We start from the raw sequence: 25,648 nt of genomic DNA, 5'->3' as shown, positions 1-25,648 counted from the left end.
TGAATGATCAACCTGAAGAACATCGTGCTGCGGCGCGGCGCCAAGGTGCTGCTGGACAGCGTTTCCGTGACCCTGAACCCGGGCGAGAAGGTCGGACTCGTGGGCCGCAACGGCGCCGGCAAGTCCACGCTGTTCGCGCTGCTCAACGGCAGCCTGCACGAGGATGGTGGCGACTTTTCCATCCCGCGCCAGTGGCGCATGGCACAGGTCGCGCAGAACATGCCCGAGACCGACGAGACGGCCACTGCATTCGTGCTGGCCGGCGACACGCGCCTGGCCGAACTGCACACCCAGCTGGCGCAGCTCGACCAGAGCGACGCCGCGCACGACGACGCCGACCACGGCATGGCCATTGCCCAGGTATACACCGACCTGGCCGACGCCGGCGACCACGACGCTGTGCCACGCGCACAGGCGCTGATCCTGGGCCTGGGGTTCCAGTCGCACGAACTTGAGCGCCCGGTCAACAGCTTCTCGGGCGGCTGGCGCATGCGCCTGCAGCTGGCGCGCGCGCTGATGTGCCCGTCGGACCTGCTGCTGCTCGACGAACCCACCAACCACTTGGACCTCGACGCCCTGGTCTGGCTCGAAGCCTGGCTCAAGAAGTACGCCGGCACCATGATCGTGATCAGCCATGACCGCGAATTCCTGGACGCCGTCACCAACGTCACCCTGCAGATCGACAGCGCCAAGCTCAACCGCTTTGGCGGCAACTACAGCAAGTTCGAGGAACTGCGCGCGCAGCAGATGGAATTGCAGCAGGCCGCGTTCTCCAAGCAGCAGGACAAGATCGCCCACCTGCAGAAGTTCATCGACCGCTTCAAGGCCAAGGCCAGCAAGGCCAAGCAGGCGCAAAGCCGCGTCAAGGCCCTGGAGCGCATGGAAAAGGTTGCGCCACTGCTGGCCGAGGCCGATTTCACCTTCGAGTTCAAGGAACCGGTCAACCTGCCCAACCCGATGCTGGCGATCAGCGACGCCGCCTTCGGCTACACGACCGACGACGAGGTCAAGACCATCCTCACCGGCGTGAGCAAGTCGGTGCTGGCCGGCCAGCGCATCGGTATCCTGGGCGCCAACGGCCAGGGCAAGTCCACGCTGGTCAAGACCATCGCCCGCGAGATGGCGCCCATTGCGGGCACCGTGACCGAGGGCAAGGGCCTGTCCATCGGCTACTTCGCCCAGCAGGAGCTGGACGTGCTGCGCCCCGGCGAGAACCCGCTGGAGCACATGATCCGCCTGGCGCGCGAAATGGGTGCCAACGCCCGCGAGTCCACGCGCGAGCAGGACCTGCGCAGCTTCCTGGGCAGCTTCAACTTCAGCGGCGACATGGTCAAGCAGGCCGTGGGCACCATGAGCGGTGGCGAAAAAGCCCGCCTGGTGCTGGCCATGATGGTCTGGCAGCGCCCCAACCTGCTGCTGCTGGACGAACCCACGAACCACCTGGACCTGGCCACGCGCGAGGCGCTGTCCATGGCGCTCAACGAGTTCGAGGGCACCGTGATGCTGGTCAGCCACGACCGGGCCCTGCTGCGCGCGGTCTGCGACGAGTTCTGGCTCGTGGGCCGCGGCGTCGTCGGCCCGTTCGACGGCGACCTGGACGACTACCAGCGCTACCTGCTCGACGAGGCCAAGCGCCTGCGCGAGTTCTCGCGCCAGGCCGAGGCGGCCGCCATGAAGGCGGCAGCGACCGCGGTCACCCCGGCAGCAGTGGTTGCGGCACCAGCGCCGGCACCTGCGGCCGCAGCACCGAGCCCCGCCAAGGCAGCGGCACCGGCCGCCGGTGCCCGCGACCAACGCAAGCTCGATGCCCAGAGCCGCCAGCAGTTGGCCGAAAAGACCCGTCCGCTGAAAAAAGAGCTCGAACAGATCGACAAGCGGCTGGCCGCCCTGGCGTCCGAGCGGGCAGGTCTGGAGCAGCAGCTCACCGAAGCCCTGCCCCCCGCCGAGATCGCCGAATGCGGCCGCCGGCTCAAGGCCGGCCACGACGAGACGGCGCAGCTCGAAGAACGCTGGCTGGAAATTTCATCGGCGCTCGAAGAAATTTCGACGGTCGCCGGCGCCTAAGTTGTAAAACCCTGTAATTCATTGCCCCTGTTTCCAGGACTTACATATTGGCTGGCTTGAATTGAATGCTACATTTTTTGAAGCATTCTGGTCCTGGAAATTTTTTGATTTTGGGTTGCATTTTTTTGCGGAACGCTGTCAACCGGGTGGCAAGCGGGTGCGTTGTTGGTACATCACAGGAGTTTTCCAACATGAACACCACCGCAATCTTGTCCGCCTGGCCCGAAGACGAACGCGACCGCAAGCGCGCCCCGGCCCGCTTCTGAGGGTGTGGCAGCCCCCGGGATTTCCCCCGGGCCGCCCCTTCTTTTTACTGTTCAACCCACTCCAGCAGGAAAGCCCCGCCACAGCGGGGTTTTTTTGCGTTCAGCGCAGAGCGCCGCCGCCTTGAGTACGATGGCCTCTGCGCAGCGGCTTCATAGCCCGCTCGCACCACCCCCATTCGCCCCCGTCAGCGGGCCCCCCTCCCCCTCTCCCCCCAGCTTGCGCCGGCCCATGCCGTCGGCAGCGTGACCGCGCCTCCCCGCGGAGCCTCCGTCGCCCATCGCCCTCGCCGCAGTGGACACCTTGTCAAGCGCCTGGCTGCCCCGGTGGACAAGGCGGAGAACGCCTGCACGACCCGGGCGCACAACAATCCATGCATTGCCCACCCCCGGTGAGGCGGCGAATCGCTCGCCGGCAACCGGGATTCAATCCATGGAAAGGAAGACCAGCAATGCGGATGCACCACCACCATCCGGGAAACAACACGGCGCGGACCCTGCACTCCCTGCGCCTCGCATGCGCCGGCCTGCTGCTGGCGGCCGTGGGCGGCCTGGCGCCGTCCGAAGCCGGCGCCCAGACGCGCTACACCTGCCGCGACGACAACGGCAACAACTACACCTCGTGGCGCGCCTGCCCCCAGGGCATGAAGACCACCTCGGTATCGACCGGCCCCACGGCGAGCGAATACCGCAGCAGCGAGCGCACGCCCAGCCGCTCGGTACCTTCCTCGCCCGCCCCGGACCACCAGCAGTACATGAGCGAACGCTGCCGTAGCTTGACCGACACCCTGCGGTCGGCCTACTCCCGGGGGATCAAGGCCGACGTGCAGGAGGGCATGCGCCGCGAATTCGAGCGCGACTGCCGCGAGGAGGAAAGCGAGGCCTCCTCCCGCTACCACCGGGAGCAGCGCGATGCCCGCCGGCAGCGGCGCGAGGAAGACCGCCAGCAGCAGGTGGCCCAGCAGGCCTCGGAGGCCGACGAGGCCCGCCGTGGCCAGCAATGCGCCGAATCGCGCCGGATCCTGAACCTCAAGAAGGCGCGCACGGACCTGACGGAGGGCGAGCGCAGCGACCTCAAGCGCTTCGAGGATGCCTACCTGGCGCGTTGCGCGCGCTGAGCAGGCCCGGCGGACCCGCGAGCAGGCGATGCACGCCCATCGCCCTGCACCCGCCGCTTGTCCCCTCCCATGAAACGCTTTTTGACGTTTGTCACGATTGATCGGTAGAATCAGGGTTTTCCCTATGGTTGCGCTATCCGTGCGGCCGAGGACCCCCGGCCACCACGGTATCCCGTGGCAGCGCCCTCCCCCTTCTTCGATCCATCGCTCCTTCCATGCAACGTCGCCAGTTCACCCAGTCCCTTCTTGCTACCGCCACCGGCCTCTCGCTCGCCCATCCCTCGGCATGGGCAGGCCCCCAGGACGCCATCGACTCCAAGGCGGTCACCATCGGTTGCTCGCTGGGCCTGACGGGCCCCCTGGCCAGCCTGGGCAAGGAGCTCAAGCAGGGTCTGGACGCCGGCATCGCCCAGGCGAATGCACGCAGCGGTGGCACGCATGGCCGGGAGTTGCGCCTGCTGGCGCTGGACGACGGCTACGAGCCCGCGCGCTCGGAAGACAACGTGCGCAAGCTGATTGCCGACGGCAATGTGGCCGCCCTGCTGTCGTGCATGGGCACGCCCAACAACCAGCGCATCATGCCGCTGGTCGACGAAGCGCAGATCCCCTATGTGGCCCCCCAGAGCGGCGCCTCCTCGCTGCGCAAGGCCGAGTACCGCTCGGTCTTCCACGTGCGTGCCGGCTACTCGGACGAAGCCCAGCGCCTGGCCAAGAAGCTCGTGGCGATGGGCATCACCGACCTGGCCGTGGTCTACCAGGACACAGTGTTCGGCCGTGAATTCCTGGCCGACGTGAACAGCGCCCTCAAGGCCGTCAACCAGCCCGCGCCCAAGGCCTTCAAGCTCGACGCCAAGGGCGAGCAGGTGGCCCAGGTGGTGCAGCAGGCCGTCGGCGCCAAGCCGATGACCGTGCTGCTGGGCACGGCCGGCGACGTGAGCGCCGCGCTGGTCAACGAATTCCGCAAGGTCTCGGCCAGCACGCCGCTGGCCGCTACCAGCGTGGCCTTCAGCGGCGAGAACATCCGCCAGCTGGGCGCCAAGGCCGGCGGCCTGGCCGTCTCGATGGTGATGCCCGATGCCACGCGCACCAGCGTGGCCCTGGTGCGCGACTACCAGCGCGCCATGCGCGCCGTGAACCAGCTGGAATTCTCCTCGCGCAGCTTCGAGGGCTATGTCAACGCGCGTGTGCTGGTCGACGGCCTGGACCGTGCCGGGCGCGACCTCTCGCGCGCCAAGCTGCGCTCGGCACTGGCCGGCATGCGCAACAACGACATGGGTGGCTTCCTGGTCGACTTCGCGGGCGGTACGCCGTTTGTGGGTTCGAAGTTCATCGATCTGGGCATCATGGGATCGAATGGGCGTTTTGTGGGCTGAGGCCTGAACAAAGCGGTTCTGGCTCCGTTGCTGCGCCTGGCCAGAACCGCTGCGCTGAAAGCAAAAACAAAAACCCGCCGAGGCGGGTTTTTGCGTTCCGGGCGACAACGCGGTCGCTGGCGGATGGATCAGCCCATGTGCAGGCCGCCGTTGACCGAGAAGTCGGCGCCGGTGGCGTAGCCGCCTTCTTCCGAGGCCAGCCAGGCGATGATCGAGGCGATCTCGCTGGGTTCGCCCAGGCGCTTGACGGGAACGGTGGCGACGATCTTTTCGAGCACGTCGGGGCGGATGGCCTTGACCATGTCGGTGCCGATGTAGCCCGGGCTCACGGTGTTCACCGTCACGCCCTTGGTAGCCAGCTCCTGTGCCAGGGCCATAGAGAAGCCGTGCATGCCGGCCTTGGCGGCCGAGTAGTTGGTCTGGCCGGCCTGGCCCTTTTCACCGTTCACGCTGCTGATGTTGACGATGCGGCCCCAGCCCTTTTCCACCATGTCGGCCACCACCTGCTTGGTGACGTTGAACATGCTGTTGAGGTTGGTCTCGATCACGGCGTCCCAGTCCTCGCGGGACATCTTGAGGAACATGCGGTCGCGCGTGATGCCGGCATTGTTCACCAGCACGTCGATGCTGCCGTGCTCGGCCTTGGATTTCGTGAAGGCTTCGACCGTGGAGTCCCAGTCGCCCACATTGCCCACGGACGCATGGAACGTATAGCCCAGCGCCTTTTGCTCGGCCAGCCACTTGGCATGGTCGCGGGTCGGGCCGCAGCCGGCGATGACCTTGAAGCCTTCCTTGTGCAGGCGCTGGCAGATAGCCGTTCCGATGCCCCCCATGCCCCCGGTGACGTACGCGACTTTCTGGCTCATGTAATTTCTCCTTGATTAATGTGATGCGCTCCATGCCACTCTACCCAAGAAACATGGCGCAATCCTGAAGGAAAACACTGATCGGCCTTTCTTTTTGATGCAACAAAGCGTGTGATAGCCTGTGCTGTTGCGGGCGCGCCGATGCCCCGCAAACCGGGCGCGGCCTGGCTCCGCGCCGGGTGCGCTTTTCGCCGCCGTGCCCGCTCGCAAGCGCCATGAAAAAAGCCCGCAGCGCGGGTGCTGCGGGCTTCGGTCAGGCGGGGGCCGGTGGTGGGTCAATCCGCCGTGGCTTCTTCGGGCTCGGTGGGCTCCGATTTGGCCGAGCGCTCCTTCTTGGGAAGGGGCTGGATATCGAGCAGCACTTCCGGCTGCTCCACACCCTTGTCGTCGGCCTTCATCTCGATGTCCACCGTGAGGCGGCCACCTTCGGTCAGGCGGCCGAACAGCAGTTCGTCGGCCAGCGCGCGGCGGATGGTGTCCTGGATCAGGCGCTGCATCGGGCGAGCGCCCATCAGCGGATCGAAGCCCTTCTTGGCCAGGTGCTTGCGCAGCGTGTCGGTGAAGGTGACTTCCACCTTCTTCTCGGCCAGTTGGGTTTCGAGCTGCAGCAGGAACTTGTCCACCACGCGCAGGATGATCTGCTCGTCGAGCGCCTTGAAGTTGACGATGGCATCCAGCCGGTTGCGGAACTCGGGCGTGAACAGGCGCTTGATGTCGCCCATCTCGTCGCCCGCCTGGCGCGGGTTGGTGAAGCCGATCGTCGCCTTGTTCATGGTCTCGGCGCCGGCGTTCGTCGTCATGATGATCAGGACGTTGCGGAAGTCGGCCTTGCGGCCGTTGTTGTCCGTCAGCGTGCCATGGTCCATGACCTGCAGCAGCACATTGAAGATGTCCGGGTGCGCCTTCTCGATCTCGTCGAGCAGCAGCACCGCGTGCGGCTTCTTGGTGATGGCTTCGGTCAGCAGGCCACCCTGGTCGAACCCGACATAGCCTGGAGGCGCACCGATCAGGCGGCTCACGGCATGGCGCTCCATGTACTCCGACATGTCGAAGCGCAGGAGCTCGATGCCCATGATGTAGGCCAGCTGCTTGGCGGCCTCGGTCTTGCCCACGCCCGTGGGGCCGCTGAACAGGAACGAGCCGATCGGCTTGTCGCCCTTGCCCAGGCCCGAGCGTGCCATCTTCACCGAGCTGGCGAGCACTTCCAGGGCCTTGTCCTGGCCGAACACCACGCTCTTCAAGTCACGCTCCAGGGTCTGCAGCTTGCCGCGGTCGTCGTTGGAGACGTTGGCCGGCGGAATGCGCGCGATCTTGGCCACGATCTCCTCGATCTCGGCCTTGCCGATGGTCTTCTTGCGCTTGCTCGGCACCATGATGCGCTGGGCAGCACCGGCTTCGTCGATGACGTCGATCGCCTTGTCGGGCAGATGGCGGTCATTGATGTACTTGGCGCTGAGCTCGGCCGCGGCCTGCAGGGCAGCGGCAGCGTACTTCACGCTGTGGTGCTCCTCGAAGCGCGACTTCAGGCCCTTGAGGATGTCGATGGTTTCGGCCACCGTGGGCTCGACCACGTCCACCTTCTGGAAGCGGCGCGAGAGCGCAGCGTCTTTTTCGAAGATGCCGCGGTATTCGGTGAAGGTGGTCGCGCCGATGCACTTGAGCTGGCCGCTGGAGAGCGCCGGCTTCAAGAGGTTGGAGGCATCGAGCGTGCCGCCCGAGGCTGCGCCCGCACCGATCAGGGTGTGGATCTCGTCGATGAACAGGATGGCGTTGGGCTTGTCCTTGAGCGACTTGAGCACGCCCTTCAGGCGCTGCTCGAAATCACCGCGGTACTTGGTGCCGGCCAGCAGCGCGCCCATGTCGAGCGAGTACACCACGGCCTCGGCCAGGATCTCGGGCACGTCGTTCTGCGTGATGCGCCAGGCCAGGCCTTCGGCGATCGCGGTCTTGCCCACGCCCGCCTCGCCCACCAGCAGCGGGTTGTTCTTGCGGCGGCGGCACAGGATCTGGATGGTGCGCTCCACCTCGTAGTGGCGCCCGATCAGCGGATCGATCTTGCCATCCTTGGCGGCCTGGTTCAGGTTCTGCGTGAACTGCTCGAGCGGCGAGGCCTTCTCGTTGCGTTCGGCAGACCCGCCCTCCTCGCCCTCAGCCTGGTTCTCAGCCTTGGCGGGTTCCGGTGGCTCGCCCTTCTTGATGCCGTGGGCAATGAAGTTGACCACGTCCAGGCGCGTCACGCCCTGCTGGTGCAGGTAGTACACGGCGTGCGAATCCTTCTCGCCGAAGATGGCCACCAGCACGTTGGCGCCGGTGACTTCCTTCTTGCCGTTGCCGGTGGACTGCACGTGCATGATGGCGCGCTGGATCACACGCTGGAAACCCAGCGTGGGTTGCGTGTCCACCTCGTCGGTGCCTGCCACCTGGGGCGTGTTGTCCTTGATGAAGTTCGACAGCGACGAACGCAGATCGTCGATGTTGGCCGAACAGGCGCGCAGCACTTCCGCTGCGCTGGGGTTATCGAGCAGTGCAAGCAGCAGATGCTCCACGGTGATGAATTCGTGGCGCTGCTGGCGGGCCTCAACAAAGGCCATGTGCAAGCTGACTTCCAGTTCTTGGGCAATCATGTGAACTCCTTTGTGCTTGCGTGGAATGGATAACTGTAGATCGGGACGAAAAACCTGTTATTCAACAGGTTCACTGACACATTGCAGCGGGTGCCCCGCCTTGAGCGCCGCATCCAGCACCTGCTCGACCTTGGTGGCGGCCACGTCGCGCGAATACACGCCGCAGACGCCTTTGCCGTCGAGGTGGATCTTGAGCATGATCTGGGTCGCCTGCTCCCGGTCCTTGCTGAAAAACTCCTGCAGCACCACGATCACGAACTCCATGGGGGTGTAGTCGTCATTGAGCATGACCACCTGGTACATCTGGGGGGGCTGGGTCTTTTGCGTGCGTCTTTCCAGCACGACCGAACCGCCGTCATCCCGCGCAGGCCTGGTGACAGGCGGCGCGGCTTTGGGAGAAGGTGGTTTTGTTGCCATGAATTTCATTCTAGCGACCCGCGCCTACCGCTGCCGCAGGAGAAATCTGATGTTCATCCGTTTTTTTTCAAGGCTGGCGTGAGCAATATTCTTGCCAGGCCATAACCGGCCGCGCCAAACGCCCTGTGGGGGCATATGAAACGGCCGGAAAAAGGCAGCGACAAACGCGTCGCCAGATGCCGGCCTGTTGTTTCCGCGCGCATTGCGGCCCCACCTCCCGCCACGGCCTACTCGTAGACCACGGTGGCCGACCCGGCACCGACCTGCGCGCTCCAGGCGGCCAGGGCGGCATCGCTGGGGTAAAAGCGGCTGCTGTCGGACAGCTGGATCTCGGCGACGGCCGTGGCGCTGCGGGCCGCCCCCTGGGCGGTTCCCGTGCAGCGCAGCCCCATGCGCACCCGCAGGCCGTGCAGCAGGTCGCCCTCGGGTGCCTCCTCCCGTCGGGGCGGGAACTCGCGCAGCAGCTTCTGCACCTCGGGCGCCTTGTCGCTGACCACCACGTGCAGGTACTTGCCAAAGCGCGCCCGCGCACCGGCCAGGTCCCAGACCTGCTGCACCTTCACACGCAGGCCGCCGCTGAAGCGGTCCAGCTGCAGGCGGCCCATCATCACCACGAACTCGTCTTCCTTGAGCTGGTTCTTGTAGGTGTTGATCAGGGCCTCGTCGGCCGAGGCCTCGATCACCGCCGACTTGTCGTCGAGCTTGAACAGCGCCAGCTTGCCGCGCTGTCCGTTGATGACCCGGAAATCGCTGATGATGCCGGCCAGGATCTGCGGCTCGCGGCTGTCCAGCAGCTCGTCGATCTGCGTGCGCACGAAGCGGCGCACCTCGGTGGCGACTTCGTCGAACAGGTGGCCCGAGAGGTAGAAGCCCACCGCCGTCTTCTCCAGCGTCAGCCGCTCCTTGATGCCCCACGGCGTCACGTCCACCAGTTCGGGCTCCTGCGTGCTCGATCCATGGGCGTCGTCGCCCATCATGTCGAACAGGCCGCCCTGGTTGATGTTGGACAGGCTGGCGGCGGCAAAATCGAAGGCCCGGTCGATGGACGCCAGCAGCGAGGCGCGGTTGAGGTTGAGCGAATCGAAGGCACCGGCCTTGATCAATGCCTCCACCGTGCGCTTGTTCATGCGCGCGCGGTCCACGCGCAGGCAGAAGTCGAAGAGGCTCTTGAAGGGGCCCTTGGTGGAGCCGTTGGGCCCCTCGCCGCGACCTTCGCGCGCAGCCACGATGGCCTCGATGGCCGCCTGCCCCCCGCCCTTGACGGCGCCCAGGCCGTAGCGGATGACCTTGTCCGTCACCGGCTCGAAGCGGTACATGCCGCGGTTCACGTCGGGCAGCTCGAAGTTCATGCCGAAGTTCTTGCGCGCGTCCTCGAACAGCACCTTGAGCTTGTCGGTGTCGTCCATTTCCACCGTCATGTTGGCGCAGAAGAACTCGGCCGTGTAGTGCACCTTGAGCCAGCCCGTGTGGTAGGCCAGCAGCGAGTAGGCGGCAGCGTGCGACTTGTTGAAGCCGTAGCCCGCGAACTTCTCCATCAGGTCGAACACCTCGTCGGCCTTTTCCTCGCTGATGTCCTGCTTGGCGGCGCCGGCGCGGAAGATCAGGCGGTGCTCGGCCATCTCCTCGGCCTTCTTCTTGCCCATGGCCCGGCGCAGCATGTCGGCGCCACCCAGGCTGTAGCCGCCCAGCACCTGGGCGGTCTGCATCACCTGCTCCTGGTAGACCATGATGCCGTAGGTTTCGGCCAGCACCTTCTCGACCAGCGGGTGCGGGTACTCGACCACTTCCTTGCCGTGCTTGCGGTTCACGAAGCTCGGGATCAGGTCCATGGGACCAGGGCGGTACAGCGCGTTGAGCGCGATCAGGTCTTCCAGGCGGCTCGGGCGCGCCTCGCGCAGCATGCCCTGCATGCCGCGGCTTTCAAACTGGAACACGGCTTCGGTCTTGCCGTCCGAGAACAGGGTGTAGGTGGGCCCGTCGTCGAGCGGGATGGCCTCGAAGGTGAAGTTCTCCTGGCCCTTGTGGCGCTTCATGATGAACTCGCGCGCAATCTCCAGGATTGTCAGCGTGGCCAGGCCCAGAAAGTCGAACTTCACCAGGCCGATGGCCTCCACGTCGTCCTTGTCGTACTGGCTCACGGCCGATTCGCTGCCCGGCTGCTGGTACAGCGGGCAGAAGTCGGTGAGCTTGCCCGGCGCGATCAGCACGCCCCCGGCGTGCATGCCGATGTTGCGCGTCATGCCTTCGAGCTTCTGCGCCATCTCGATGACGGTCCGGACGTCTTCTTCCTTGGCCACACGCTCGGCCAGCAGGGGTTCGAGCTCCAGCGCGTAGTTGTTCTTGTCGCCCTCCTTCTTGACGGCGGGCGGGTACTGCAGCGTGTAGGACATGCCGGGCTTGCCCGGCACGAGCTTGGAGATGCCGTCGCAGAACATGTAGCTCATGTCCATCACGCGGCCCACGTCGCGGATGGCGGCCTTGGCGGCCAGCGTTCCGAAGGTGGCGATCTGGCTCACCGCGTTCTTGCCGTACTTGTCCTTCACGTAGTCGATCACCCGGTCGCGGTTGGACTGGCAGAAGTCGATGTCGAAGTCGGGCATGGACACCCGCTCGGGGTTCAGGAAGCGCTCGAACAGCAGGTTGTATTCGAGCGGGTCGAGGTCGGTGATCTTCAGCGCATAGGCCACCAGCGAGCCGGCGCCCGACCCCCGTCCCGGCCCCACCGGGCAGCCGTTGTCCTTGGCCCACTGGATGAAGTCCCCCACGATGAGGAAGTAGCCCGGGAAACCCATCTTGAGGATGGTGCCGATCTCGAACTCCAGCCGCTCCACGTAGCGCGGGCGTTGCAGGTCGCGGTCGGCCTCTTTCTTGAAGAGCATCTTCAGCCGCGCTTCCAGCCCCTCGAAAGACGCAAAGCGGAAGTACTCGTCGATCGGCATGCCATTGGGCGTCGGGAAGTCCGGCAGCTGCGGCTTGCCCAGTACCAGCGTCAGGTTGCAGCGCTGGGCGATCTCCACGGTGTTGGCGATCGCCGAGGGAATGTCGGCGAACAGCGCCTGCATCTGCGCCGAGGACTTGAAATACTGCTCGCGCGTGAAGCGGCGCACGCGGCGCGGGTTGGCCAGGATCTCGCCCTCGGCGATGCACACCCGTGCCTCGTGGGCCTCGTAGCCCTCGGCATCGGCGAACTGCACCGGGTGGGTGGCCACCACCGGCAGGTGCAGGCGTGCAGCCAGCTGCGCGGCGGCCACCACGTGGGCCTCGTCGTCGGGCCGGCCGGCGCGCTGCAGCTCGATGTAGAAGCGGTGCGGGAAGATGCCTGCCAGGCGCAGCGCCAGGTCGGCGGCGCCGGCGTCGTCGCCCTTGAGCAGGGCCTGGCCTACGGGGCCGGCCTGGGCACCGGAGAGCACGATCAGCCCTTCGGACAGCTCCTGCAGCCATTCCCAGGTGCAGACGGCGAGGTTCTTGACGATGTTGCGCGTCCAGGCGCGGGCCAGCAGTTCCGACAGGCTCAGGTAGCCCTGGCGGTTCTGCACCAGCACGATCATGCGCGAGGGCGGGGCCGTGCCCTCCCCCTCCAGGAAGATCTCGGCGCCCAGCAGGGGCTTGACGCCCTTGCCCCGGGCTTCCTTGTAGAACTTGATGGCGCCGAAGAGGTTGTTGAGGTCGGTGATGGCCAGGGCGGGCTGGCCATCGACCGCGGCGGCCTTGGCCACCTCGTCGATGCGGTTGGTGCCGTCGACGACGGAATATTCGGTGTGCAGGCGCAGGTGGACAAACATGGGCTCCATTGTAGAAAGCCCACTGCACCTCGTAACCGAAACCTTTGCGACAGTGCGATTCAAGGGGCAAATGCGGCCGTTACAATGCGGCGTCGGGTCGGGCCGGGCATCCGTGGTGATGCACGTCCCCGGGGGCGCCAGTGCTTACCGCCTGGCCCTGGAACATCCCGTTTCCTTTTTTTGCCTGAAAGCTGCCTGCGATGCTTCGTGCCCCACTGCCGTTTATCTCCGCCCTGCTGGCTGCAGGCGTCCTTGCCGGGTGCTCGACCACCACGGAAGACAAGACCGCCAACTGGAGCCCGAACCGCATCTACTCCGAAGCCAAGGACGAAATGAACTCCGGCGGCTACGACAAGGCCGTGCCGCTGTTCGAAAAGCTCGAAGGCCGTGCCGCCGGCACACCGCTGGCCCAGCAGGCCCAGCTGGACAAGGCCTATGCCCACTACAAGGCGGGTGAAAAGGCGCAGGCCGTGGCCACGCTCGACCGTTTCATGAAGCTGCACCCCGCCAGCCCCGCCCTCGACTACGCGCTGTACCTCAAGGGCCTGGTCAACTTCAACGACAACCTGGGCCTGTTCTCGTGGCTGTCGCGCCAGGACCTGTCCGAGCGCGACCAGAAGGCCGCCAAGGATTCCTTCGAATCCTTCAGCGAGCTGAGCACGCGCTTCCCCGACTCGCGCTATGCCCAGGACGCGCGCCAGCGCATGACCTACATCGTCAACTCGCTGGCCCAGTATGAAGTGCACGTGGCACGCTATTACTACCAGCGCGGCGCCTACGTGGCCGCCATCAGCCGCGCCCAGGTGGCCGTGGCCGACTACCAGGGCGTGCCCGCCGTCGAAGAAGCGCTCTACATCCTGATGCAGTCCTACGATGCCCTGGGCATGACCCAGCTGCGCGACGACACCCGCCGCGTGATGGACGCCTCGTACCCGCAAAGCCAGTACGTGCGCACGGGCTTCAAGGGCAAGTCGGATCCGTGGTGGAAGTTCTGGTAAGCGCGGCCTGCTCAGCCCGCACCTGAGCGGGTGCCTACCAGATCGTCCAGCGCAGCGTCGAAATCCTCCGGGGATTCCAGGCGCCGCATGGGGGGCAAGGCCCGCAACAACCGCTTGCCATAGCCCATGGTGGCCAGGCGCGTGTCGCCGACCACCAGCACCCCCCGGTCGGACTCGCGCCGTATCAGCCGGCCGGCGCCCTGCTTGAGCGCCACCGCTGCCTCGGGCACCGAATACTGCTGGAACGAGCTGCCCCCCGCCTCCTCGATGCGCTGGCTGCGCGCCTCGACCAATGGATCGCCCGGCGGCGGGAACGGCAGCTTGTCGATGATGACCAGCTGCAGCGCGTCACCCGGCACATCGAACCCCTCCCAGAACGTGGCCGAGGCCACCAGGATGCACCCCGGCGCGCCATGCGTGCTGCCTTCGCGAAAACGCTCCATCAGGCGGCGCTTGGGCCACTCGCCCTGCACCAGCACCGACAGCGACTGCCCGTCGCCAAACCGGCGGTGCAGGGCATCGCCGATCGTGGCCAGGGCCTTGAGCGTGGTGGTCAGCACCAGGGTGCGCCCGCCGATGCGCGCGGCGGCATCGCCGGCCAGGCGGGCAATGGCCGTGCTGTGGCCCGGGTCCGCCGGCTTGGGCAGGTGGCGCGGCACGTACAGCGCGGCCTGCGTGGCGTAGTCGAAGGGGCTGTCCACGCGCAGGATCTCGGCGCCCTCCAGGCCGCAGCGCTCCACGAACCAGGTCAGACCCTCGTCGGCGCCCAGGGTGGCCGAGGTGAAGATCCAGGCACGCTCGCGCTCGCCCTCGGGGTCGGGCCATTCATCGCCCTGCGCGCTCTGGGCGGGCTGGGTCAGCAGCCGGGTGCGCATGGCGTGCGCAATGTCCAGCGGCGATTCGACCAGCCGCACCTGGGTATGCCCCAAGTCGATCCAGCGCACCGCATCCTGGCCGCAGGTGCCGGCGAAGCGGGCCAGGCGGGCCAGCAGTTCGGTGGCGCGCTCGTAGAGCCGTTCGAGGTCAGGGGCGGTCTCGCTGAGTTGGTCCAGCGTCTCCTGGGCCTGGGCGCAGGCGGTCGCCAGCCGGCGCAGCGCAGCATCCCAGGCCTGGGCTTCGGCGCCCTCGGGTGCCGCCCCGGTCCAGCCGCGCTTGCCCTGCGCGCTGGTGCTGCCGCCGGCTGTGCGCAGGTCCGCCACGGCCTGCTCCACCCGGCTGGCCAGGGCCACCCAATCGGCCAGGCCGCGCGCGTGGTGCAGCCCGGCGGCCAGCAGGTCGCGCGCAAAGTCGAGCAACTGGCCCGAGGACAGCTGCAGGCCCAGGAACTGCACGCCGGTCTCGCTGATCTGGTGGGCTTCGTCGAACACCACCACGCGCACGGAGGGCAGCAGTTCGGCCACGCCGGATTCGCGCACGGCCATGTCGGCAAAGAAGAGGTGGTGGTTGATCACCACGATGTCGGCCGCCAGCGCCTCGCGCCGGGCGATGTTCACATGGCATTCGCGCGCCCGCGGGCAGCTGGCGCCCAGGCAGTTCTCGCGCGTGGAGGTGACCAGGGGAATCACCGGCGAGCGCTCGTCCAGGCCCGTGAGTTCCGCCAGGTCGCCGCTTGGGGTGCTGCGCGACCAGTCTTCCACCTTGGCCAGCACGCGCACGACATTACGATCTGTTACCGCGCTGTCCTGGCGAGCCTGCACCATGCGGTGCAGGCACAGGTAGCTGGCCCGGCCCTTGAGCAAGGCAGCCCGCACCGGCACGCCCAGCACCTCGGCCAGGAGCGGCAGGTCGCGTGCAAACAACTGGTCCTGCAGCGCCTTGGTGGCGGTGGAGAGCAGCACGCGCTCGCCGCTGAGCAGTGCCGGGACCAGGTAGGAAAAGGTCTTGCCCACGCCGGTGCCGGCTTCCACCACCAGCTTGCCGCCCTCTTCCATGGTGCGGGCCACGGCGGCGGCCATGCGGGTCTGGCCCTCGCGCGGGCGAAATTGGGCATCTGCGCGCGCCAGCAGGCCGCCGGGCGCAAACACCTCCTGCACCATCGCGGCCAGCGGCATCAGGCAGGCCCCCGGCGGTGTAGCAAGCGCTCCATGCGCCGCATGATCGGTTGCCGCAGGGGCAGAAGGTGCGTGGATTTCAAGAGGGGGCGCGTGGCAGTCATGGCAAAAATGCCACAGGCGGGCGGATAATACGCGCTTCGGAGCATCCAAACGACAGACAGGCCCGTCGGCACACCACAATCACCAGCATGACCACCAAAGCGTTTCGCCTTATCGCTTCCACCGGCATCCACAAGGGTGACCGCGAGTACCAGCAAGACCAGGTGGCCTTGATCGCCCACGAACGGCACAACGGCTGTGTGCTGGGCGTCGTGGCCGACGGCATGGGGGGCCGCAGCGGCGGCCGCAAGGCGTCCGACCAGGTCATGATGACGGCGCGCCAGCTGTTCGAGCGCTACTCCCCCGAGACCGACGACCCCGCCGCCATGCTCAAGAGCATGGTCGAAGAGGCGCACATCGTCATCCGCCTCACGGCCATCTCGGCCGAGCAAGAGCCGCACAGCACCATCGCCGCCTTCCTGATCAACCCGCGCGGCGACTGCCACTGGGTGCATGCCGGTGACTCGCGCATCTACCACTTCCAAGGTGGGCGCCTGGCGCACCGCACCAGCGACCATTCCTACGTGCAGGCCCTGGTGGACCGCGGCGAGCTGACCGAGGCCGAGGCCAACAACCACCCGCACTCGAACATCCTGGTGGGCTGCCTGGGCACCGAGAGCGACCCGCCCATCACCACCCACATGATCCCCCAGCTGCACCCGGGTGACACGCTCATGGCCTGCAGCGACGGCGTGTGGCACTACTTTTCGCCCACCGAGCTGGCCTCGGTGGTCGAATCGCTCTCGCCGCGCGAGGCGACGGAGTTCCTGATCGAAAAGGCCCGCACCCGGGCGCGCGGAGGCGGCGACAACCTATCGCTGGTCATCGTGAAGATCGAAGCCCTGGTCGAAGAGAAGAAGCCCATCCAGGGCATGGGCATGGGTGCGCGCCCCGCCCCCGGCACTGCGGCGGCCGCTGCAGGCACGACGACCAGCAAGGCCTGACGGCGCCCGCGCAGTGCCCGCACGCACAGCGGGCCGGGCCGCCCCGCCGCCCGCACTGCAGCGCGGGGGGGCCGAAAATACTGACTTGCCCCTAGCGGGCAGCCTCCGACGCAGGAACCGGCAGCGGCGCGGCCGGCTTGCGGCCCGATGCGGCGGCCGCGGCCTGCTCGCGCGCCACACGGGCACGGCGCGTTTCGGCAGCCTTCAGTTCCTCTGCATGGCGCTCGCGGGCGCGGCCTGCGCGCTGGGCGGCTTCGCCAGCACGCTGGGCCTGCTCGGCCTCGCGCTGCTGCAGGTCCTGTGTGCGCGGGGTGGGCGCCACGGGGGTCCTGGGTGTGCGCGGCGTACGCGGGGCCTGCACATGCGGCTGGCCGCGCACACCGATCCCGACTTCCGGGGTTTCACCCGGCGGCCCGGGCTGGGCATTCTGCTTTTCGGCAATGCTGCGCCGCCGCTCGGTGGCTTTTTCCTTGCGCTCGGCATCGTTGATCTGCATCTCGCGCGTGCGCAGGCCGGCTTCGGCTTCGCGCGCCCGGTTGCGTTCCACGCGCAGGCAGTCCTCCACGGCAAACAGCTTGTAGCACTCGGTCTCGGCGGCCAGGCGCCGGGCGGCCACGGCCTTGCGCTCCTCGGCGATATGGGCACGCTCGGCGCTGCGCTGGGCGTGGGCGGCCTTGCGCTCGGCCGATACAGCGGGCTCTTCTGCCGTGGCCTGGGCCAGGGCATGCGATGCGATGCCCGCCTGTGCCAGCAGGCACAGCGCCTGGATGATGATCTGCCGCATTGTCCTGGTCTTCATGTCAAGCCTGTATCCACCACGCGGCGCTCGAGCGCCAGAAACTCCTTGGACTGCATCTCGTTCAGGCGCGACACCGTGCGCGGGAACTCGTGTGCCAGGGGACCTTCCGTGTACAACGCCTCGGGCGGCACGGCCGCCGACATGATGAGCTTCACGCGGCGGTCGTAAAGCACGTCCACCAGCCAGGTGAAGCGCCGCGCGGGCGAGGCCATGGCCACCGGCAGGTAGGGCACATCGGACAACAGCACCGTGTGGAACTGCGTGGCGATCTCCAGGTAGTCGTTCTGCGAACGCGGTCCACCGCAAAGTTCACGGAAATCGAACCATACCACCCCGCCGGCCTTGCGCTTGGCGCGGATCTCGCGTGCCTCGATGTGCAGCACCGGGTCTTCATCGTGCACCTCGGCCAGCTGGTTGAAGGCCTCGTTCATCTCGGCATCGGCCTCGGGGCCCAGGGGCGTGTGGTAGAGCCTGACCTTCTCCATGGTGCGGCGCCGGTAGTCGGTGCCGTTGTCCACGTTCACCACCTCCAGCCGCTGGTTGAGCAGCGCGATCGCGGGCAGGATGCGGTCGCGGTGCAGGCCGCCCGGGTACAGCTCGTCGGGCATGAAGTTGGACGTGGTGACAAAGCCCACGCCGTTCTCGAACAGCGACACCAGGAGGCGGTGCAGGATCATCGCATCGGTGATGTCGGCGACGTGGAACTCGTCGAAGCAGATGAGCTTGTAGCGCTTGGAGATGCGCTCGCCCAGCACGTCGAGCGGGTTCTGCGTGCCCTGCAGGGCCGCCAGCTCGCGGTGCACCTCGCGCATGAACTCGTGGAAGTGCAGGCGCACCTTACGCTTCAGGGGCACGGCGTTGAAGAAGCATTCCATGAGGAAGCTCTTGCCGCGCCCCACCCCGCCGTACATGTAGACGCCGCGCGGGATGTCCGGGTGGTTGATGAGCTTCTTGAACGCGTTGGAGCGCCGCTCCTTGTAGGTGGCCCACTCATCGGCGCAGCGCTGCAGCGCATCCACGGCCCGCAGCTGCGCGGGGTCGCTCTTGAAGCCCTTGGCTTCGAGTTCGGCCAGGTAGGCCTGTTTGACAGTCACGGTGCGCTCGCCAGTACTAGGTATGAATAAGGCACAAGGCGCCGACGCCCTGTGCAGGGCGACGGCGCCATCATTCTCCGGCAGGCGGAGATCAGAAGTTCAGCGTTCGCTTGTCCACGGCCAGGGCCGCTTCCTTGGTGGCTTCGCTCAGGCTGGGGTGGGCGTGGCAGATGCGCGCGATGTCTTCGCTGCTGGCCTTGAACTCCATGGCGACCACGGCTTCGGAGATCAGCTCGCTGGCCTGCGGGCCCACGATGTGCACGCCCAGGATCTCGTCGGTGTCGGCATCGGCCAGCATCTTCACCATGCCGGTGGTGTCACCCAGCGCACGTGCGCGGCCGTTGGCCAGGAACGGGAAGCTGCCGGCCTTGTACTTGACGCCGTCGGCCTTGAGCTGCTGCTCGGTGCGGCCGACCCAGGCGATCTCGGGGCTGGTGTAGATGACCCAGGGCACGGTGTTGAAGTTCACGTGGCCATGCTGGCCGGCAATGCGCTCGGCCACGGCAACGCCTTCTTCCTCGGCCTTGTGCGCCAGCATCGGGCCGCGCACCACGTCACCCACCGCCCACACGCCGGGCAGGTTGGTCTTGCAGTCGGCATCGACGACGATGGCGCCGCGCTCGTCCAGGGCCAGGCCCACGGCTTCGGTGTTCAGGCCGATGGTGTTGGGCACGCGGCCGATGGAGACGATGAGCTTGTCCACTTCCAGCGCCTGGGCTTCGCCCTTGGCATTGGTGTAGGCGATGCTCACGCCCTTCTTGCCGGTCTTGATCTCGCCGACCTTCACGCCCAGTTCGATCTTCAGGCCCTGCTTGTCGAAGGCCTTCTTGGCTTCCTTGGCGATCTGCTCGTCCACCGCGCCCAGGAAGGTCGGCAGGCCTTCGAGGATGGTGACTTCGGCGCCCAGGCGGCGCCACACCGAGCCCATTTCCAGGCCGATCACGCCCGAACCGATGAGGCCGAGCTTCTTGGGAACCGCGCCCACGCGCAGCGCGCCATCGTTGGACAGCACGAACTCTTCGTCGAAAGGCGCGCCGGGCAGCGCACGGGCGTTGGAGCCGGTGGCGATGATGATCTGCTTGCCGGTGATCGACTCTTCGGCGGCGCCGGCCACCTTGATCTCATAGCCGCCTTCGGCCGCCTTCACGAACGAACCGCGGCCGTGGAAGAAGCTGATCTTGTTCTTCTTGAACAGGTACAGGATGCCGTCGTTGTTCTGCTTGACGACGGTGTCCTTGCGGGCAAGCATCTTGGCCACGTCGATCTTGACGTCGGAAGCCGAGATGCCGTGCTCGGCAAAGTGCTTGTTGGCGTGCTCGAAATGCTCGGACGATTGCAGCAGCGCCTTGGAGGGGATGCAGCCCACGTTGGTGCAGGTGCCGCCGGGTGCGGGGCCGCCCTTCTCGTTCTTCCACTCGTCGATGCAGGCCACGTTGAAGCCCAGCTGCGCAGCGCGGATGGCGGCCACGTAGCCGCCAGGGCCGCCACCGATGACGATCACGTCGAATTGTTTGCTCATGTCGGTCTCAATCACTTGTTCATTGGAAAAAAGACCCACCGGCGGGCGCGGCCAGGGGCCGGCCACGCGGGTGGGTCGATTCGGGTGCTATCAGATGTCGAACAGCAGGCGCGATGGGTCTTCCAGCGCTTCCTTCATGGCCACCAGGCCCAGTACGGCTTCGCGGCCGTCGATGATGCGGTGGTCATAGGACATGGCCAGGTAGTTCATCGGGCGGATCACGATCTGGCCGTTCTCCACCACGGCGCGGTCCTTGGTGGCGTGCACGCCCAGGATGGCCGATTGGGGCGGGTTGATGATGGGCGTGGACAGCATGGAGCCGAAGGTGCCGCCGTTGCTGATCGAGAACGTGCCGCCGGTCATCTCTTCGATGCCCAGCTTGCCGTCCTTGGCCTTCTGGCCGAACTCGGCGATCTTCTTCTCGATGTCGGCAAAGCTCATCTGGTCTGCGTTGCGCAGGATGGGCACCACCAGGCCACGGGGCGAACCCACGGCGATACCGATGTCGAAGAAGCCGTGGTAGACGATGTCGTTGCCATCGACCGAAGCGTTGAGCACGGGGTACTTCTTCAAGGCATGCACGGCCGCCTTCACGAAGAAGCTCATGAAGCCGATCTTCACGCCGTGTTCCTTGGTGAACGCGTCCTGGAACTTCTTGCGCATGTCCATCACCGGGGCCATGTTCACTTCGTTGAACGTGGTCAGGATGGCGTTAGTCGATTGCGACTGCAGCAGGCGCTCGGCCACGCGGGCGCGCAGGCGGCTCATGGGCACGCGCTGCTCGGGGCGACCGCTCAGGTCTTCCTTGGCAGCCGGAGCCGACACCTGGGGCAGCGCCTTGGTCGGCACGCCCGTGGGGATGCTGCTCGGGGCCGCCACGGCCGCCTTGGCACCACCGGCCACGGCAGACAGCACGTCGCCCTTGGTCACGCGGCCATCCTTGCCCGTGCCGGCCACGGCCGATGCGGACAGGTTGTTCTCGGCCAGCAGCTTGGCAGCCGCAGGCATGGCGACGTCGCCCTTGGAACCACCGGCAGCCGCGGGTGCGGCAGCAGGGGCCGAGGCCGTGGCGGCAGCGGGTGCTGCTGCAGCGGCAGCGGCGGGAGCAGCTGCGCCAGCCTTGCCTTCGGTGTCGATCTTGGCGATGAGCTGCTCGGCCACGACGGTGGCACCGTCGCCCTGCACGATTTCAACCAGCACGCCAGCCGAGGGGGCGGGCACTTCGAGCACGACCTTGTCGGTTTCGATCTCGATCAGGATCTCGTCCACTGCGACCGCTTCACCGGCCTTTTTCTTCCAGGTGAGCATGGTGGCTTCTGCCACGGACTCGGACAGCTGGGGGACTTTGACTTCTACGATAGCCATATCAATTCTTTCGGAATGGGGTTTTGTTCTGTGTAATCGGGGGTTGCCGGCCTTACTTGGTCAGGACAAAACCCTTGAGCTTGCCAAACGCGCCGTCCACCAGCGCCTTTTGCTGTTCCTGGTGCAGGTGCGAGTAGCCGACGGCAGGCGATGCGGAGGCTGCACGGCCGGAGTAACCCAGCTTCTGGCCTTCGAGCATGTTCTCGTGGATGTAGTGCTGCACGAAGAACCAGGCACCCTGGTTCTGTGGCTCGTCTTGGCACCACACCACGTCCGTGGCGTTGGGGAAGCGCTTGAGTTCGTTGGCGAACGCCTTGTGCGGGAAGGGGTAGAGCTGCTCGACGCGAATGATGGCCACGTCGTCGTCTTCGCGCTCGGTGCGCTTCTTGACCAGGTCGTAGTAGACCTTGCCCGAGCAGGCGATCACGCGTTTGACCTTGGCGGCCTTCTTCACGATGGCTTCGTCCTGCTCCGGAATCACCGTCTGGAAGCTGCCCTTGGTGAACTCGGACAGCGGCGAGGTGGCGTCCTTGTTGCGCAGCAGCGACTTGGGCGTCATGATGATCAGCGGCTTGCGCAGATCACGCACCATCTGGCGGCGCAGGATGTGGAAGATCTGGCTGGCCGTGGTGGGTTGCACCACCTGCATGTTGGCATCGGCCGACAGCTGCATGAAGCGCTCCAGGCGGGCCGAGCTATGCTCGGGGCCCTGGCCTTCGTAGCCGTGCGGCAGCATCAGCGTGATGCCGTTGACACGGCCCCACTTGACTTCGCCGGAGGCGATGAACTGGTCGATCACGACCTGTGCGCCGTTGGCGAAGTCGCCGAACTGGGCTTCCCAGATCACCAGGGTGTTCGGGTCGTTCGATGCATAGCCGTATTCGAAGCCCAGCACCGCCTCTTCGGACAGGATGGAGTCGATCACGACGAACGGGGCCTGGTTCTCGCTCACGTTCTGCAGCGGCACGTAGGTGCCGATGTCCCACTTCTCGCGCTTCTGGTCATGGATGACCGAGTGGCGGTGCGTGAACGTGCCACGGCCGCAATCTTCACCCGACAGGCGCACCGGGAAGCCACTGGCCACCAGCGAGGCGAAGGCCATGTGCTCGCCCATGCCCCAGTCCACGGGGATGTCGCCACGGCCCATGGCGGCGCGGTCGTCGTACACCTTCTTGACCAGTTGGTGCGGCGTCACGCCTTCGGGGATGGTGGTGATCCTCTCGGACAGGCGCTTCCACTCGGCCAGAGGGATCGCGGTGTCGCCGGCATCGGTCCACTTCTTGCCCAGGAACGGGCTCCAGTCCACGGCGTACTTGCTCTTGAAGTTGGTCAGCACCGGGTCGACCGTGTGCTTGCCCGCATCCATGGCGGCGCGGTAGGCCTTGACCATGTCGTCGCCCAGAGTCTCGCCCAGGCCTTGCGTGGCCAGCTTGTCGGCGTACAGCTTGCGCGTGCCGGGGTGCTGGCCAATCTTCTTGTACATCAGCGGCTGGGTCAGTGCAGGCGTGTCCTGCTCGTTGTGGCCCAGCTTGCGGAAGCAGATGATGTCCACGACCACGTCCTTCTGGAACTCCATGCGGAATTCGAGCGCCAGCTGGGTGGCCAGCACCACGGCTTCGGGATCGTCGCCGTTGACGTGCAGCACGGGCGACTCGATCATCTTCACGATGTCGGTGCAGTACAGCGTCGAGCGTGCGTCGCGCGGATCGGAGGTGGTGAAACCGATCTGGTTGTTGATGATGATGTGCACCGTGCCACCCGTGGAGTAGCCACGGGTCTGGGCCAGCGCCAGGGTTTCCTGGTTCACGCCCTGGCCGGCAAAGGCCGCGTCGCCGTGCACCAGCACGGGCAGCACCTGCTTGCCCAGGGGATCCGCGCGGCGGTCCATGCGGGCGCGCACCGAGCCTTCGACCACCGGGTTCACGATTTCCAGGTGCGAGGGGTTGAACGCCAGCGACAGGTGGACCGGGCCGCCGGGGGTGGTCACGTCGGAGCTGAAGCCCTGGTGGTACTTCACGTCGCCCGATGGCAGGTCTTCGGGCGCGGTGTGGTCGAACTCGGCGAACAGATCCGCAGGCATCTTGCCCAGGGAGTTGACCAGCACGTTCAGGCGGCCGCGGTGGGCCATGCCGATCACGATTTCCTGCACGCCCTTGGCGCCGGCGGACTGGATCAGCTCGTCCATCGCGGCGATGAAGCTTTCACCCCCTTCGAGGGAGAAACGCTTCTGGCCGACGTACTTGGTGTGCAGGAAGCGCTCCAGGCCTTCGGCGGCCGTCAGGCGGTCGAGGATCTGCTTTTTCTTCTCGGCACCGAAGCTGGGCTTGCTGCGGATGGTTTCCAGCTTTTCCTGCCACCAGCGCTTCTGGTTCTGGTCGGTGGCGTACATGTACTCGGCACCGATGGAGCCGCAGTATGTTTCGCGCAGGGCATTGATCAGCTCGCGCAGCGGCAGGGATTCCTTGCCGAAGAAGGTGTTGCTGATGTTGAAGACGGTTTCCTGGTCCGCGTCGCTGAAGCCGTAGAACGAGGCTTCGAGTTCGGGGATCGCAGGGCGCTCGGTGCGCTTCAGAGGATCGAGGTCGGCCCAGCGCTGGCCCACGTTGCGGTAGGCAGCGATCAACTGCTGTACGGCGGTGCGCTTGCGGCCCAGTTCCGAGTCGGCACCGGTGGCGACGACGACCTTGGTGCCGCCCTGCTTTGCGCGCTCGGCGAAGGCATTGACGACGGGAAGGTGGGGTACGTCCTTGGCATTGGAGCCATCGACGGCAGGCACGTGCTGCAGTGCGTCGAAGTACTCGCGCCAGGTGTCAGGCACGCTGCCGGGGTTGGCGAGGTAGTTCTCGTACATCTCTTCGACATAGGGCGCATTGCCGCCGAAGAGGTAGGTGTTGCCTTGGTAGGCTTGATAGACGGACGTCGTATCGCTCATATTCCGCTGACCTCCGCTTCCCTGAGGGAAGCATTAGCTGGTTGAGAAACCTTCCGCGACACGGCTGAACCGGTTGGCGGATGCGACTGTGGCTGGGGAAGGGCCTTGGTACGGGCTGCATTGTGCCACTGATCTGCATCAAGGCCCAAAAGCACGAGCCATATGTATCCGGGCCCCATGGAAATGCAGGGCGCCGCAGCACCTCGCGTACATTGCGGGTACACGCGATAGGGCGGGTATACGTTCTCAACAGGTTCCAATGAGCCCCAACACACTCCAAGACAAGACTTTCCTGCTGCTACTGGTGCTGGTCACCGTGGCTTTTGGCGCCATCCTCTGGCAGTTCCACGGTGCGGTGTTCTGGGGCATGGTGCTGGCCATCCTGTTCGCCCCGCTGCACCGCAAGGTGCTGCGGCGCCTGCGCCCGCGCACCAACCTGGCAGCCCTGATCACGCTGGGGCTGTGCCTGGTGATCGTGATCCTGCCGGTGGCCTTCCTCACCGTCTCGCTGGTCCAGGAGGCCACGGCCATCTACGAGCGCACGCGCTCGGGGCAGCTCAATTTCGGCCTGTACTTCCAGCAGGTCATCGCCGCCCTGCCCCAGTGGGCCGTGAACCTGCTCGACCGCTTCAACCTGACCTCGGTGGCGCAGCTCCAGGAGCGGCTGTCGTCCGTGGCCGTACAGGCCAGCCAGTTCATCGCCACCCAGGCGGTCAACATCGGCCAGAACACGCTCGAGTTCCTCGTGGGCTTCGGCATCATGCTGTACCTGCTGTTCTTCTTGCTGCGCGATGGCGCCGCGCTGGGCGCACGCATCGGCCGCGCCATTCCGCTCGAGACCGAGCACAAGCGCCAGCTGGTCACCAAGTTCACCACCGTGATCCGCGCCACCGTCAAGGGCAACATCGTGGTCGCTGCCTCGCAGGGCGCCCTGGGCGGGTTGATCTTCTGGATCCTGGGCATCCAGGGCCCCGTGCTCTGGGGCGTGCTCATGGCTTTTCTGTCGCTGCTGCCCGCCGTGGGCGCTGGCCTCATCTGGCTGCCCGTGGCCATCTACTTCCTGGCCACGGGCGCCGTGTGGCAGGGTGTCGTGCTGATCGCCTACGGCATCGGCGTCATCGGCCTCGTGGACAACGTCCTGCGCCCCATCCTGGTCGGCAAGGACACCAAGATGCCCGACTACGTGGTGCTGATCTCCACCCTGGGCGGGTTGGGGCTGTTCGGCCTGACCGGTTTCGTCATCGGCCCGGTGATCGCGGCACTGTTCATGGCGACCTGGGATCTGTTCTCGCCCGAGCCGGCCCAGATCCACCACGACGCGCGCTAGCCCCGGCGCC

The 25,648-nt window shown here is 66.2% G+C and carries 16 protein-coding genes; 6 read left to right on the top strand and 10 right to left on the bottom strand.

Features of this window, described 5'->3' with window-relative positions; translation table 11 throughout:
* Nucleotides 1–3 precede the first annotated feature (3 nt).
* The 3 genes from PMI14_RS13420 (at nucleotide 4) to PMI14_RS13410 (ending at nucleotide 4,818) form a co-directional block, all read left to right on the top strand.
* Nucleotides 4–2,064 (top strand): ABC-F family ATP-binding cassette domain-containing protein, encoded by a 2,061-nt coding sequence (locus tag PMI14_RS13420; RefSeq protein WP_007855182.1) that lies wholly within the window; start codon nucleotides 4–6, stop codon nucleotides 2,062–2,064.
* Between the two features lie 715 nt (nucleotides 2,065–2,779).
* Nucleotides 2,780–3,445: a DUF4124 domain-containing protein gene (locus PMI14_RS13415; protein WP_007855180.1), complete on the top strand. Its 666-nt coding sequence runs from the start codon at nucleotides 2,780–2,782 to the stop codon at nucleotides 3,443–3,445.
* Between the two features lie 215 nt (nucleotides 3,446–3,660).
* Complete coding sequence (locus PMI14_RS13410) at nucleotides 3,661–4,818, top strand: ABC transporter substrate-binding protein (protein ID WP_007855174.1); 1,158 nt, start codon at nucleotides 3,661–3,663, stop codon at nucleotides 4,816–4,818.
* Between the two features lie 128 nt (nucleotides 4,819–4,946).
* Here the strand turns inward: PMI14_RS13410 and phbB are convergent, their stop codons facing one another.
* The 4 genes from phbB to dnaE form a co-directional block, all read right to left on the bottom strand.
* Nucleotides 4,947–5,684: an acetoacetyl-CoA reductase gene (phbB, locus tag PMI14_RS13405; RefSeq protein ID WP_007855172.1), complete on the bottom strand. Its 738-nt coding sequence runs from the start codon at nucleotides 5,682–5,684 to the stop codon at nucleotides 4,947–4,949.
* A 275-nt stretch (nucleotides 5,685–5,959) separates the two neighbouring features.
* Entirely contained in the window at nucleotides 5,960–8,308 is a 2,349-nt protein-coding gene (gene clpA / locus PMI14_RS13400) for an ATP-dependent Clp protease ATP-binding subunit ClpA (RefSeq protein ID WP_007855170.1), read from the bottom strand.
* 57 nt (nucleotides 8,309–8,365) lie between these two features.
* Nucleotides 8,366–8,734, bottom strand: a complete 369-nt coding sequence (gene clpS / locus PMI14_RS13395) for an ATP-dependent Clp protease adapter ClpS (protein ID WP_035203675.1) — start codon at nucleotides 8,732–8,734, stop codon at nucleotides 8,366–8,368.
* Nucleotides 8,735–8,952: 218 nt separating this feature from the next.
* Nucleotides 8,953–12,507 carry a DNA polymerase III subunit alpha gene (gene dnaE / locus PMI14_RS13390; protein WP_035203683.1) on the bottom strand — a complete coding sequence of 1,185 codons (3,555 nt, stop codon included), beginning with the start codon at nucleotides 12,505–12,507 and terminating at the stop codon, nucleotides 8,953–8,955.
* 200 nt (nucleotides 12,508–12,707) lie between these two features.
* On the opposite strand from dnaE, the gene PMI14_RS13385 reads away from it, so the two are divergent.
* A complete protein-coding gene (locus PMI14_RS13385) occupies nucleotides 12,708–13,505 on the top strand; it encodes an outer membrane protein assembly factor BamD (RefSeq protein ID WP_007855164.1) in 798 nt (265 codons plus the stop codon).
* A gap of 11 nt (nucleotides 13,506–13,516) precedes the next feature.
* Here PMI14_RS13385 and PMI14_RS13380 read toward each other — a convergent pair whose 3' ends face one another.
* Nucleotides 13,517–15,556 carry an ATP-dependent DNA helicase gene (locus PMI14_RS13380; protein WP_007855163.1) on the bottom strand — a complete coding sequence of 680 codons (2,040 nt, stop codon included), beginning with the start codon at nucleotides 15,554–15,556 and terminating at the stop codon, nucleotides 13,517–13,519.
* A gap of 191 nt (nucleotides 15,557–15,747) precedes the next feature.
* Here PMI14_RS13380 and PMI14_RS13375 point away from each other — a divergent pair, with 191 nt between their 5' ends.
* On the top strand, nucleotides 15,748–16,602 hold the full coding sequence (locus PMI14_RS13375) for a PP2C family serine/threonine-protein phosphatase (protein WP_007855161.1): 855 nt from the start codon (nucleotides 15,748–15,750) through the stop codon (nucleotides 16,600–16,602).
* Between the two features lie 91 nt (nucleotides 16,603–16,693).
* On the opposite strand, the gene PMI14_RS13370 is transcribed toward PMI14_RS13375, so the two are convergent.
* The 5 genes from PMI14_RS13370 to PMI14_RS13350 all read right to left on the bottom strand — a co-directional run bounded on the left by PMI14_RS13370 (nucleotide 16,694) and on the right by PMI14_RS13350 (nucleotide 24,311).
* Nucleotides 16,694–17,401: a hypothetical protein gene (locus tag PMI14_RS13370; RefSeq protein ID WP_007855152.1), complete on the bottom strand. Its 708-nt coding sequence runs from the start codon at nucleotides 17,399–17,401 to the stop codon at nucleotides 16,694–16,696.
* Nucleotides 17,398–18,495 carry a cell division protein ZapE gene (gene zapE, locus PMI14_RS13365; protein WP_007855150.1) on the bottom strand — a complete coding sequence of 366 codons (1,098 nt, stop codon included), beginning with the start codon at nucleotides 18,493–18,495 and terminating at the stop codon, nucleotides 17,398–17,400. Before zapE ends, PMI14_RS13370 begins: the two co-directional genes overlap by 4 nt.
* A gap of 91 nt (nucleotides 18,496–18,586) precedes the next feature.
* On the bottom strand, nucleotides 18,587–20,014 hold the full coding sequence (gene lpdA / locus PMI14_RS13360) for a dihydrolipoyl dehydrogenase (protein WP_007855149.1): 1,428 nt from the start codon (nucleotides 20,012–20,014) through the stop codon (nucleotides 18,587–18,589).
* A gap of 90 nt (nucleotides 20,015–20,104) precedes the next feature.
* Entirely contained in the window at nucleotides 20,105–21,379 is a 1,275-nt protein-coding gene (odhB, locus tag PMI14_RS13355) for a 2-oxoglutarate dehydrogenase complex dihydrolipoyllysine-residue succinyltransferase (protein ID WP_007855148.1), read from the bottom strand.
* Between the two features lie 52 nt (nucleotides 21,380–21,431).
* Nucleotides 21,432–24,311, bottom strand: a complete 2,880-nt coding sequence (locus PMI14_RS13350) for a 2-oxoglutarate dehydrogenase E1 component (protein WP_007855147.1) — start codon at nucleotides 24,309–24,311, stop codon at nucleotides 21,432–21,434.
* A 259-nt stretch (nucleotides 24,312–24,570) separates the two neighbouring features.
* Between PMI14_RS13350 and PMI14_RS13345 the strand changes: the two genes are divergently transcribed.
* Complete coding sequence (locus PMI14_RS13345) at nucleotides 24,571–25,638, top strand: AI-2E family transporter (RefSeq protein ID WP_007855146.1); 1,068 nt, start codon at nucleotides 24,571–24,573, stop codon at nucleotides 25,636–25,638.
* The last annotated feature ends 10 nt before the right edge of the window (nucleotides 25,639–25,648 follow it).

Origin of the sequence: Acidovorax sp. CF316, from assembly GCF_000276605.1 — a bacterium.
In the GTDB taxonomy this organism is placed as follows: Bacteria; Pseudomonadota; Gammaproteobacteria; order Burkholderiales; family Burkholderiaceae_C; genus Acidovorax.
This window is presented reverse-complemented; position numbering and strand designations above follow the sequence as displayed.